At 37.8% G+C, this 14032-nt stretch carries 6 protein-coding genes; all 6 read left to right on the top strand.

Translation table 11 applies throughout. From position 1 onward, the window contains the following. The first annotated feature begins 39 nt into the window (after positions 1–39). Positions 40–1485: a glycosyl hydrolase family 30 gene (locus tag AVL50_RS08190; protein ID WP_062616005.1), complete on the top strand. Its 1446-nt coding sequence runs from the start codon at positions 40–42 to the stop codon at positions 1483–1485. A gap of 27 nt (positions 1486–1512) precedes the next feature. Continuing rightward, positions 1513–3150, top strand: a complete 1638-nt coding sequence (locus AVL50_RS08185; protein ID WP_062616004.1) for a glycoside hydrolase — start codon at positions 1513–1515, stop codon at positions 3148–3150. Between the two features lie 325 nt (positions 3151–3475). After that, the gene (locus tag AVL50_RS08180) at positions 3476–5275 is read left to right on the top strand and encodes a sulfatase-like hydrolase/transferase (protein WP_063850616.1); all 1800 of its coding nucleotides are present in this window, start codon (positions 3476–3478) and stop codon (positions 5273–5275) included. Between the two features lie 102 nt (positions 5276–5377). After that, on the top strand, positions 5378–9784 hold the full coding sequence (locus tag AVL50_RS08175; RefSeq protein WP_172826794.1) for a cadherin-like beta sandwich domain-containing protein: 4407 nt from the start codon (positions 5378–5380) through the stop codon (positions 9782–9784). Positions 9785–9892: 108 nt separating this feature from the next. Then, a complete protein-coding gene (locus AVL50_RS08170; protein ID WP_062616001.1) occupies positions 9893–12568 on the top strand; it encodes a hypothetical protein in 2676 nt (891 codons plus the stop codon). A gap of 10 nt (positions 12569–12578) precedes the next feature. Then, a complete protein-coding gene (locus AVL50_RS08165; RefSeq protein WP_062616000.1) occupies positions 12579–13937 on the top strand; it encodes an alpha-L-fucosidase in 1359 nt (452 codons plus the stop codon). Positions 13938–14032 lie beyond the last annotated feature (95 nt).

Here is a 14032-nt window from a genome sequence, read left to right as displayed (position 1 = left end):
AATTAAACTACATTTTAATAAACTTACAAGGAATGAATTATGAAGAAAAACGTCTTACTTATTAATATACTCTTTTTAGTATTTGGCACTCAACTATCGCAAGCACAAAAAGTAGAGGTAGTCAGTACAACTTCAGAAAACCCGTGGGTATCTTTGAAGAAAAAGGAAATTGTTGTGGCGGAAGCGTCAGGTCAAAGTGATATTTCAATTTATGCAGATCAAAGAGTGCAGGTGATTGATGGAATTGGAGGCTCTTTTAATGAATTAGGTTGGACTGCTGTGAGTTCACTTCCTGCTGAAAAAAGACAAGAAGCATTTGATGCATTGTTTTCAGAAGAAGGCTGTAACTTTTCGATGTGCCGTCTGCCGATCGGTTCAAGTGATTATGCATTAAGTTATTACTCACATGCCGAAGTGCCGGAGGATTTTGTGATGCGTGATTTCAACATTGTCAGAGACCAATACATCCTTATTCCTTATATCAAAGAGGCATTAAAAGTGCGTAAGGATCTTAAATTATGGGCCTCACCATGGAGCCCTCCGGCTTGGATGAAAGTCAACAATCATTATTCATTGCGTAGAGGTGATGTGGAAGGAAGACCGAATGGTAACAGAATGCCTGAAGGAGCGGAGATCATGAGTAATGCGACGGCATTTAAAATGCAAGAAAGATATTTGAAAGCCTATGCTTTATACTTTTCAAAATTTGTACAAGCTTACAAAGAAGAAGGAGTACCACTTTGGGCAATCATGCCTCAAAATGAGATCAAATGGGCACCCAACTGGCCTGCGTGTACATGGAGACCAGAAGATATGTCTTACTTTATTGGTGAATACCTTGGACCACAATTTGAAAATGACGGTTTAGATACTGAAATCTGGTTAGGAACAATCAATAACAGCGATCCTAATTATGTCAGAACAATTTTGAATAAAGAAAAATATGCGAAATACATCAAAGGTGTTGGTCTCCAATGGAATGGGTCAAAAGCATTACCAAAAATAAAAGATGAATATGCTGGGATGAAGTTTATGCAAACGGAGAATATGTGTGGTGAGCAAGAAAATGATTGGACTTCATTAGAAGCTTCTTGGAAGATGATTGTTCATTATTTCAAAAACAAAACAGGCTCTTACATGTATTGGAATATGATCTTGGATGAGACTGGAAAAAGTGCTTGGGGATGGCCTCAAAACTCTATGATTGTAGTGGACCGTGAGAAGCAAGAAGTGATTTATAATGATGAATTCTATTTATTCAAACACTTGTCACATTACGTTCAGCCAGGAGCACATTACTTAAAATCTTCAGAAGGTGATAATCACGTTGCTTTTGAATTAACCGATGGAAGAATCCTTTTGATGATGTACAATCCAGAGGAGTCGGCAAAGAAAGTGAGTGTGGATGTTAGTGGAGTTGCCGCTTCATTTGAGGCAAAAGCGAAGTCTATCAACTCTGTGATATTCAACATGAACGTTAATTAATTTTGAAGATTTAGTTCATCTAATAGCATGAAAAAAGGAATCTTATTATTGTTCTGTCTAGTCTTCTTCCAAAGCTTACACGCTCAAAAAGTCGTTGTAGATGCGAAGGCTGAAGGGGAGAAATTTGAACACTTTTGGAGTAAGTGTGTCGGAGCGGGAAGAGCGAACGAAGCACTGAGAGCAGGCTGGCTAGAACAGATGGAAAAAGTCCATAATGAATGTGGATTTGAATATGTGCGTTTTCATGGATTATTTCATGAGGATATGTTTCCTGTACTTACTGAAGGAGGAAAATTAGTTTACAATTGGCAATACATAGACGATGTGTTTGACCGACTATTGGACATGAATGTTCGTCCTTTTGTAGAGCTGGCTTTTTTCCCAGAACAGTTTGCCGCTGAAGACTCAAAAACGGTTTTCTGGTGGAAAGCGAAAGTAACTCCAGGACCAGAATACGCAAAGCAATGGCACGATCTGATCCAAGCTTTTACACAGCATGTAGTAGATCGTTATGGAATTGACGAAGTAATGAATTGGTATTTTGAAGTATGGAATGAACCCAATTTATACCCTTTCTTCTGGCATGGTACAAAATCACAGTTTTTTGAATTGTATAAACAATCAGCCATTGCAGTAAAGTCTGTTGATCAGCGACTTAAAGTAGGAGGACCTTCTACAAGTAACTTCGTTCCAGATGCTAGATTTGATGGTGAAATCATCAACAATCATGTATCAGAAGAGATCTTTAAAGTAGAGGATATCAATGAGTTAGAATGGCATGGTGTATGGATTGAAGACTTTTTGAAATACTGTGAAAAGGAGAAACTTCCAGTAGACTTTGTCACTACACACCCTTACCCAACTGATTTTGCTTTCAATCCTGAAACAGGAAAAGGAAGAGGTTTGACTAGGTTTGCCGCATCTACAAAGAATGATATTGAATGGTTGAATGAGGCCATTAAAAAAAGTGCTTTTCCAGATGCTGAAATTCATTTGACGGAGTGGAATACGAGCCCAAGCAGCAGAGACCGAATGCATGACTGGTTACCTCCTGCCGCTTACATTGTAAAGACTAATTTAGAATGTATCGGACTTACAAACTCCTTAGCATTTTGGACGTTCACGGATATTTTTGAAGAGAAAGGTGGTGCGTCAAGTATTTTTCATGGAGGGTTTGGTATGATCAATTACCAAGGTTTAGTAAAGCCAAGTTTTCATGCCTACAAGATGTTGCATCAATTAGGAGATGAAAAACTCTTTGAGAATAACCATTTATTTGTGACCAAAAAATCAGGTAACGGGAAGGTTATAGGGTTGGCTTATAATTATCCTGATGATCACTTAGAAGCAGTACCTTCAAGCATCAATACCTTCAAGAAGCTTGAAAAAATGGGTGAATCAAAACAGCTTGATTTTACGCTGAAAGGCTTGAAACCAGGGGCTATGTTTAAAATGGAAACCCTTGATCAAGACCACGGAAACATCTTCGATTTTTGGGAGAAAATTGGGAAACCAGAACCACCCACTCGTGAACAGATTAAGACCATGAAGAAAATAGCGGAAGCTTTAGATACTGAAATTATAAGAGCGAATAAGAAGGGTGAAATCTCTATTTCAAGAGAATTAAGCCCATGGAGTTTGGTGCTTATACAACAGATTGACTAAGAGCATACTTGAAATATCTATTTTAGTGAAAATTCCCCCTTTCAGAACGTGAGTTTATTAATTTCATCAACTATAGAACCACTATTTTTTCTGAAATTAATTTCCTCACAACCTAAAATGGAAAATTTTCACTTCTAAAATATATTTTCCAAACATGCTCTAATAAAGTTTCGATTTTTTTATACCTCAAAATTTCACGATGTGGACTAAAATAATAGACAAAATGACTCAATTAATTTTGAGTTGAAATTAAAAAGTGAAAAGAGCCAGCATCCTTTGGGTGTTGGTACTTTAAAAAATTAAATCAACTATTAAATCAATGTTTATGAAATGGATTTTTATCATATTGTTTTTTGTACGGGTAGCGGATTGTTTTGCTCAAGATAAGCCCAATGTGATCATAATTTTGGTCGATGATCAAGGATATGGAGACATTGGAGCATTGGGAAATCCTTACATAAAAACACCACATATAGATCAGTTATATGCTGAAAGTTCACGATTCACAGACTTTCATGTGAGTCCTACTTGCGCCCCTACACGTGCTTCTTTGCTTTCAGGAAGACATTGTGATAGAGCCGGCGTATGGCACACTGTTAACGGAAGGTCTTTGATCTTAGAACGTGAAACTTTAATGGCACAGACTTTCAAAGAAAACGGTTACAGAACAGGAATTTTTGGGAAATGGCATTTAGGTGATAATTACCCATTCAGACCTCAGGACAAAGGTTTTGAAGAGGTGTTAGTACATCACGGAGGTGGCATCGGGCAAACGATGGATTTCTTTGATAATGATTATTTCGATGATGTCTACCATCACAATGGAGAACCAAAACAGTTTGAAGGATACTGCACAGATGTATGGTTTGAGAACGCGAAAAAGTTTATTGATCAAAAGGGAAATGAACCGTTCTTCTGTTATATCCCAACCAATGCCGCACACTCTCCTTATTTTGTAGCCGATAAATATTCAGCTCCATATAAGGACAATAAAGAGATACCGAATCCGAACTTCTATGGAATGATCACTAACGTGGATGAGAATATCGGCAGTCTGATGACATTTCTAAAAGAGAAAGATATTTTGGACAATACCATCATCATTTTCACGACAGATAATGGTACTGCAGCAGGAGCAAAAGTAGAAGGCCACCGTTTTAATGGATTTGTGGTAAAAGGTTTTAATGACGGAATGCGTGGTATCAAAGCCAGTATCTACGAAGGAGGTCATAGAGTGCCTTTATTTATTCATTGGAACAAAGGAAATATCAATAAAGGGAGAGACATTGACGCACTTACAGCACATTACGATTTATTCCCAACACTAATTGAATTATGTGATTTAAAACAATCGAAATCGCTTCAATTTGACGGGAAAAGCTTAGTGCCATTATTGAAAAAGAAGAATTCAAAAAAATGGAATAAAGATAGAATTGTCATTGTAGACGGGCAAAGAACAGAGGTGCCTCAGCCTTGGCTAAATACGACCTTAATGCAGGATAATTGGAGACTAGTCAATGGAGAAGAGTTATATGATTTGAAATCAGACCCTGAGCAAAGAAACAACATTGCAGCACAGCACCCTTCAAAGATAAAAACTCTAAAAGAAGCGTATGCTGAATGGTGGGAGGAATTAGCCCCTACATTTGCGGATGAACCTTATATCCATTTAGGCGCCAAAGAAGAAAACCCTACCACATTACATTGCCATGATTGGCACACTGAAAAAGTAAGCCCATGGAAGCAAGACCATATCCGAACAGGTTATAGAGACAATGGTTATTGGTCGGTGAAAGTGGTACAATCTGGAGTTTATAACATCAAACTTCGCCGTTGGCCTAAAGAAACCAATTTAGCATTAGGAGCATCTGTGGCACGTCGACCAGCATTAGCAGGTACAAGTGTTACCGCAAGCAAAAAAGGGAAGTCTTTAGCCATCAAAAAGGCAAGCATAAAAATACAACACATAGAAGAAGAGAAAGAAGTAAATACCTTGGAGCAGTCTGTTGATTTTCAGGTAAGATTAGAGAAAGGAACAGCACAACTCGACACTAAATTTATTCTAGAAGACAACTCAGAATTAGGTGCTTACTATGTAGAGGTGGAATACCTTCCGCAATTGTAATAAATACTATCGGCAATGATTAATAGCCAGAATTGAAATGAAACTTTTTGAACTCATTTTTTAATGAGTGTTACATATAATTTTTTTACTAACATATTACTTATGAAATATCTATTTACAAAATTGATACTTGGTATTATGATGCTTTCATCAGTCATTTGTTCCCAATCCGTAGGACAAGTGGTTGCTGAAAAAGTAAGAGCGGTACCTACTATTGACGGAGATGCGACAACAGAATTTTTGTTGCTTGAGCATCTTATTGCAACAAAAGCTTCAGATAGCGGACAAGACTTACAAATATCAGATACTCAAATTGAAGCTTCAAAACCAGGGGCTTATGTAGAATACCAAGTAAAATCTACTGTTGGAGGTGATTTTTTAGTGGTAGTTTTAGCAGGCACAATAAAAGATAATGCACAGCTAAATGTTGGTGCTTATAAAACAACTTCAGAAACATGGCCTGCAGAAGGTTTAGGCGAAACACAATCCATCCTCAATACAAATAACTGGGCGCACCAGAACCCTTATTATTTTCCATTGACACTAGAGGCTGATGAAGTATACACGGTTAGAGTTACATATGTTAATACAGTTGCTAACGATTGGGTATGTAATATTCATGGTATCTCATTTGAAGAGTCAACAGGTTCAGTAGATGCAACATTAAAAAGTTTGACAATTGATGGAACAGCCCTTGATGGTTTTGATCCAGCGGTAACTTCTTATGACGTTCCATTGCCAATAGGTGCATCAACAATACAGATTGCTGCTGAAGCAAATGATGCAAACGCAAAGTCTGTTTCAGGAACTGGAGAGGTGACAATTACTGAAAATGTTACACCAGTGACGATCACTGTGACTTCTGAAAGTGATACACAACAAGAGTATGTTCTTAACTTCTTCAAACCAATTGAAGTAACTGTAGGAGCAACCATAAATGGTTTTTCTGACGCCTACCATAACAATGGAATAGCGGGTAATGATTCAAAACTCAATAATATTCAAAATGGAGACTATATCGAATATTATGTTTATTCAGCAACGGATCAAGACATACAATTAAAACTTATCTGTTCTAATGGTTATGATACACCAAACAGCTTTCTAAATATTTCTACTTACCCATTAGGGGGTGATTGGACACTAAATGAAGAATTATCTTACAATATTCCTTTTACAAGCTGGGGTAGATTTGATGATAGATTCATTGAGGGCATTTTAAGTTTTAATGCCAACGAACTAAGTGTTTTAAGAATATACGGTATCACGGAACAGAACAATGCGGCCGATATTTTTGAATTGAGTTTTACAGAAGCACCAGCAGAAGGCGTATCTACAGATGCAACTTTAAGTACTTTGACGGTTAATGATGTTGAAATTGAAGGTTTTAATCCTGATGTAGTTCAGTACACAGTGGCACTTCCTTTCAACACTACTTCTGTAAAATTAGGAGCTGTAGCTAATGACGCAGCGGCACAAGGTATTGAGGGATTAAATGATAATTTGACAATCTCTGAAGGAAAAACTACAGCAAGCATTGTTGTAACAGCAGAATCAGGAGCTAAGAAAACATATACAGTTGATTTTGTTACTCCAATTGAAATCGTCAACAACAAAGCATTGGACATACAAGAAGATGCCTATTACTACAAAGGTATGAATGTCATTCCAGGTAGATTGAATGCAACGAAAAACGGTACTTACATTGAATATTACGTGTACTCTGCAACTGACTTAAATCTTACCATGAAGGTGAATTGTACCAACGGTTACGACACGCCAGATAGTTACCTGAATGTTTCGACTTATGAACTAGGTGGAGAATGGACATTAGATCCTGCGAAATCATATAATGTTCCATTTGTGGGGGTTGTAGGAGATTGGACTCAAGCAGACGATAGAAACGTGAACATTCCAGTGATGTTAACAGCCAATACACCAGTACTTTTAAGACTTTATTGTGTGACGACAACAGGAAATGCTGCCAATATTTATGGAATTTCATTTGAAGAAAACGTTGGATCAACAGATGCTACATTATCTACATTAACAGTTAATGATGTGGAGATTGAAGGTTTTGATCCTGAAAAGATTTCTTATAAAGTCGTATTGCCAATGAATACAAGTTCTGTAAAGATTGGAGGTACTGCTAATGATGCGGCTGCTCAAGGTGTAGAAGGATTAAGTGATGATTTCATGATCAATGAAGGAAATACGAGTACTACTATTGTGGTTACAGCAGAATCAGGAACTAGAAAAGAATATACAATCAACTTCGTTACTCCAATCCAAGTTGCAATTGATAAAGCCTTGGATATTCAAGAAGATGTTTATCATTATGAAGGCTTGAATGTGATTCCTGGTAGAGTGAATGAGACAAAAAATAAGACGTTTATAGAGTACTATGTTTACTCTCCAGTTGATGCGGAATTCAGTTTTAATATTCAATGTACAAATGGATTTGACACACCGGATAGTTACCTGAATGTTTCAACTTATGAAATGGGAACAGATTGGGAATTAGACCCTTCAAAATCATACAACGTTCCATTTGTAGGCGTAGATGGAGATTGGACACCTGCAGACGACAGATTTATCAATGCACCTATTGCATTGAAAGCCAATACACCTGCAATAGTTAGAGTATATTGTCTTGCATCAACTACTAATGCTGCCAATATTTATGGGTTTAAATTCTTAAAAGCCGAAAAATCAGCAGATGCTACTTTAAGTGATATCAAAATTGATGATGTATCAGTTTACAATTTCGATCCTGTCACATTTACTTATGATGTTTTGTTGTCAAATGAAACTACATCAGTAAACATCTCAGCTGAGACCAATAACGCTAAAGCTACCATTACAAGTGGTTTAGGAGCAATTGCTATTGATTCGGATCAAAAGCAGCATGAAATCGTAGTAACAGCAGAAAACGGTGAAGAGAAGACATACACAATCAACTTCACAAAAATTGCTCTATCTGTGAATACCAACTTATCAGATTTACAAGTCAACAACGTAACTGTTGAGAATTTTGATCCAATGGTATTGAACTACGATGTAACACTTCCTGCTAAAACAACTTCAGTGGTAGTGGGTGCAACATTAGCGGATAATGCAAGTGAAATTCTTGAAGGAGTTGGAGAAGTTACTCTGACAGAATATGAAACAGAACATGTAATTACTGTAGAAGCTGAAGCAGGAAATAAGAAAGATTATGTTATCAATTTCATTGTTTTAAAATCAGAAGTTGCCACGTTATCTGATCTACAAATCGATGGTGCAACAGTGACAGATTTTGATGCGGCTACTCAAACTTATGATGTGACCTTGCCAGCAAAGACGTCAAGCGTAGATATTGCCGCTACAGCCACGGATGCTGACGCAATGATAGATGGTGTAGGAACAATCGCTTTAGACGCGTATGCGGTGTCTCACAGCGTTGTAGTGACTGCTGAAGCTGGTAATACAATGGAATATACGATCAATTTCACAGTATTGAAATCAGAAGTTGCGACTTTATCAGATTTACAAATCGATGGAGCAACAGTGACAGGTTTTGATGCTGCTACTCAAACTTATGATGTGACCTTGCCAGCGAAGACTTCAAGTGTGGAGATTGCCGCTACAGCTACGGATGCTGATGCAATGATAGATGGTGTAGGAACAATCACTTTAGACGCGTATGCGGTATCTCACAGCGTTGTAGTGACTGCTGAAGCTGGTAATACAATGGAATATACGATCAACTTCACAGTTTTAAAATCAGAAGCTGCCACATTATCCGATTTACAAATTGATGGAGTGACAGTAACAGGGTTTGATGCAGCTACTCAAACTTATGATGTGACTTTAGCCGCGAAGACATCAAGCGTGGAGATTGCCGCTACAGCCACAGATGCTGACGCAATGGTAAATGGTGTAGGCACAATCGCTTTAGACGCGTACGAGGTGTCTCACAGTGTTGTAGTGACCGCTGAAGCTGGTAATACTATGGAATATACAATCAACTTCACAGTCTTGAAATCAGATGATGCTACATTATCCGATTTACAAATCAACGGTGAAACAATTGCAGGTTTTGATAAAACAGTGAAATCATATGAGGTGGTTTTAACTGAAGTTTCTACGATGGTGATTGGAGCAACGGCAAGTGATATTGATGCTGATGTAAGCGGTTTAGGTGAAATTATTCTTTCGGAAGGAGAATTATCGCATACTGTAACGGTTACTGCTGAGGCGGGTAATACAGAAGAGTATGTGATCAACTTTAAAGTTTCTATTGTAAGTTCTATTGATGTAGCACAAGAATACTTCAAAGTGATCGCTTCTGTAGGAACGATTCAGGTAAATAACTTGAAAGGAGGAGAGCAAATCGCAATCTATGATCTAGAAGGCAGACAAATTAAAAACCATACTGCAGCATCAGGTGCTTACGTTACAACAATGGCAAGAGGTATCTACTTAGTGGTAGTTGGAAATCATGTCTCAAAAGTATTTGTGCAATAAATAGTAAAAAAAGTAAAACCAGCACCTGTTTCAGGTGCTGGTTCACCACCAAAATTCATCAAAAGTATAGTATAATAATCTACAGTTTTCAGAAACACTTCTACATCTATGAGAAAATCTAATTACATCATATTCCCCCTATTGATCTTACTGAACATCTTTGTCTCCTGTAAAGAATCGCCTGTCAATCATCCTACAATTTATGTGAAGGAAAATGATAGAGCAGAAGTTCTGAAGAAGATAGAGGAACAGGATTGGGCAAAGCAATCTTATCAAAAAATTAGCAATAGAATTACGCCCTATGTACTTCGTCATATGAATGATCCGGAATGGATCACATCACGCCTTTCTATGTACTGGAAAGAGGGAGAACGTTTTACACAGTGCTACATCAATAAAAATCAAGACTGGGATTATGGCACTGGCAATGCACCCGTACCCACGGTTCGTTTTCCTGGTATGCGTAGATGGAATAATTATATCAACGTCCCTTTGGAAGATCGAATTCCTTATAGCGAATCGGGCGACATGCTGGGTATAGACCGTTCAAGCAGTGATAAATCATATGTAAAAGTGCCTTACAAAAAATCAGGTCATATGATTCGATACAACAACCTCGATATTTTAAAATTAGGGGAGGAAGCGGCTTTTCTTTATTGGTTGACAAAAGACGATAAGTACGCAAAGTTTGCAGCGGATATCTATTGGACGTGGATTTTAGGGACTTACTATATGGAACCACCTTTAGATCCTAACAAAGCAACAAAAGGACCTGGGGGATATGAACCAGGTGGAATTTTAGGTTATTATGACGTAGAGCAAATTCATGATAACACACAAGTCAGTGCGGCAGTCATTTACGATTTTCTGTATTACTACCTTCAAGATCATCCGCATGAGCATTTAAAAGAAATCAACAAAAGTGTAGTGGAAGTGTCGGGCGTTGTATTCAAGCGTTATATCGATTTAGGTTTAATCAGAGGTGGCAAAAGAGGAAATTGGAATGTCAATGGCTTTAAAAATATCTTGAACAGTATGTTGGTATTGGAGCCGAACGATTTCTATAAAGATGGAAAAGGAAAGGACTATTACATTCCGTACTACACAGAAATCACAACAGATTATCACGCCGCATTGCCGGATATTATGAAGGTTTGGGATGAAAAAACGGGACTTTGGCCAGAGTCGCCGGGTTACGCATCTGGTATGATCCCAACGGTGTTTGATATGGGCTTAAAGCTTTACAATAACAACATCAACACAATGGGCAACAACCCCATGATTTTGAAAGCTGTTTTAGCCAATCTGAATTGGTTAGATGCAAGAGGTAATTTGGTTGTTTTTGGAGATATGAGAGGAGGCCCGTTTGGGTATGACATTTTTGAAGATGTAATGGCGTATTATGTGAAAGAAGGAAATCAGGAGGGAGCATCACAAATGGCGGCGATCATACAGAAAGGTGTGGATTTAGGACAGCACCAGCGTGATAATTTTGATTGGAAAGGCATCTCTTTATATCAACCTCTTTCAAATGTGGAAGGAAAACTTCCATTCAAAGAATCAGTATATTCTGAACGTCACCGTCATGTTATTCAAAAAAATGGCAATGATGCTGACAATGCAATGATGTTTACACTGTACGGTGGAGATAAAGGAGCCCACCTTTCTGCCAATGGATTAGCAATGCAGTTATATGCAAAAGGATGGGCGATTTCACCAAAATCTTCCGCTTATGAATCTTACTGGACGGAAGATTTCAAATACTTCAGTGGTGCAACGGGATCGAATACCGTACTTCCAGGTTATTCAAAAGGGGAAATTGTTGTGAATGGAATTGATCCTGAAATTGGAGATAACGGTTTTTACAATACTAAGGTGACTTCAAAAAACTGTTCTTTTACAGATATATCAGCTTCTGAAAAAAGACGTTTAGTTGCCATGATCAGAACTTCAGAAAATGCAGGTTACTATGTAGATATCTTCCGTTCTGATTTGGATGAAAATGATTACCTCTATCACAACCTCGGAAATGATTTTCAATTGTACACTGCAGATGATAAAAGTATTTCAACAACAGCGGTTAACAGTTTAGGACCAACTTATCACAAAGGTTATACTTATTTCAAGAATCCAAAGAAAGCAAACTGGGAACAGGATTTTAAAGCTCGATGGACCATCAATGCGGTATCGCCAAGCCTAGTGACAGATATGTGGATGGTAGGTCAAAATAACCGATCACTCTTCCAAGTCGAAGCACCTGCAGTCACGTTGAGAAATGATATCACACCTCAGGCCGTCAATAGCAGTCCTGAAGGAACGCCAACTTTGATTGTGAGACAAAACAGCAATGCACTGAAAGATCCATTTGTAGCCGTTTTTGAATCTTATTTTGAAGGAGAATCTTCTTTGGTAAATGTCTCTTCTTTAGAGAAAAACAAAAGTGAAATCACAGCATTACAAGTAGAATCCAAGAAAGGTTTAATTCAAAATATTATTTCTTCTACTGATAACGAATCACATAAACTACAAAACGGAGTGGAGTTTAATGGTGTTTTTGGAGTGACATCATTCAAAGACAATCAGCTCGATTACCTCTACTTAGGAAAAGGAAAGCGCTTAACACTCAACGATTATACCATTGCCTCAAAAAACGGAAATGATGTGTCGGCTGAACTGCGTTTCGAAAAAGGACAATACTATTACTCGTCAAATGATGAGGTGATTATTACCATCAAAGGAGAACATCAACAGGAATACCCTGCTGGATACAATATAGAACTATAAGAAACAGACAATGAGAAAATACACACAACTGATCTGCTTAGCTACAATGCTTTTAGGCTTTGCATGTAATTCTGTCAAAAAAACAGAAGAAGTGAAACTAACCGATGATGAACGTATGGAATGGTGGAGAGATGCTCGTTTTGGCATGTTTATCCACTGGGGTGCTTACTCTATGCTTGGCGGAGAATACCAAGATTCGATCTGCTGGGGCGGTGCCGAATGGGTGATGGATAAATTAGATATGACAATTGAGGAATATGAAAAGTACCCACGTAGTTTTAACCCTGTGGATTTCAATGCTGAAAAATGGGTTTCATTAGCTAAAAACGCAGGCATGAAATATATTGTACTGACCTCAAAACACCATGACGGTTTCTGTTTATGGGATTCAAAAGTAACCGATTATGATATCATGGATACTTCACCATTCAAACGAGATATTATCAGAGAAATGGCTGAGGAATGTAAAAAGCAAGGCATCGTTTTCTGTCTGTATCACTCTATCACAGACTGGCATCACCCTCAAGCACAATCCATATTTTACCCTGATTACAACATCGGGCAAAAAGATCAGACAAAATCAAATCCTGAATTTCCGAAGTATTTTAAAAACTATTTAAAACCACAAGTAGGAGAACTTTTAAGCAACTATGGAGATATTGGCGTGATATGGTTTGATGGAGAATGGATTGCTGATTACACTACAGAAATGGGTAAAGAAATGTATGATTACATTCTAGATTTACAACCCAACACAATTGTCAACAATAGAGTGGACAAAGGACGTAACGGTATGGCGGGCTTCAATGTGGAAGGAAATTTTGTAGGTGATTTTGGTACGCCAGAGAAAGAAGTTCCGGCAACAGGAATTGATGAAGATTGGGAAGCATGTTTCACAATGAACGGTTCTTGGGGCTATAAACCTTCTGATCTGAACTGGAAAAGCGATACGTTATTGATCCAAAGTTTAGTAGACATTGTATCAAAAGGCGGTAACTTCTTGTTGAATATTGGCCCTGATGGCCTAGGTAATGTTCCTGAAGAAAGCGTAGTTCGTTTGAACACAATGGGAGAGTGGATGAAGGAAAATGAAGAAGCCATTTACGGAGCGAAAGCTAGTCCATTTGAAAAACCAGAATGGGGTGTTTATACATCAAAAGGAAATGTAGTTTATGCTCACGTTTTTGATTGGCCAGAAGATGGCAAACTTCCATTAAACGAAAAAGTAAAAGTGAAAAGTGCTACACTGTTAGCATCTTCAGGTTCAAATATAGAGTGGGTAGAAGGGGCACTTCAGTTACCTGTTCAACCTACCAATAAGTTTGTTTCAGTCGTTAAAATTGTTTTAGACCAAGAACAACCACTGTAGAATTGAATGAAGAATTAAGAGGGAAGAATGAAGAATTATGGTTCTTGATGTGGCTTAATAACCACCATAAAAACCATTTTACGAACCATAATTCT

The organism is Flammeovirga sp. SJP92 (genome assembly GCF_001583495.1).
Classification (GTDB): domain Bacteria; phylum Bacteroidota; class Bacteroidia; order Cytophagales; family Flammeovirgaceae; genus Flammeovirga.
Note: the sequence above shows the minus strand (reverse complement) of the source record. Positions and strands in the feature narration are given on the sequence as shown.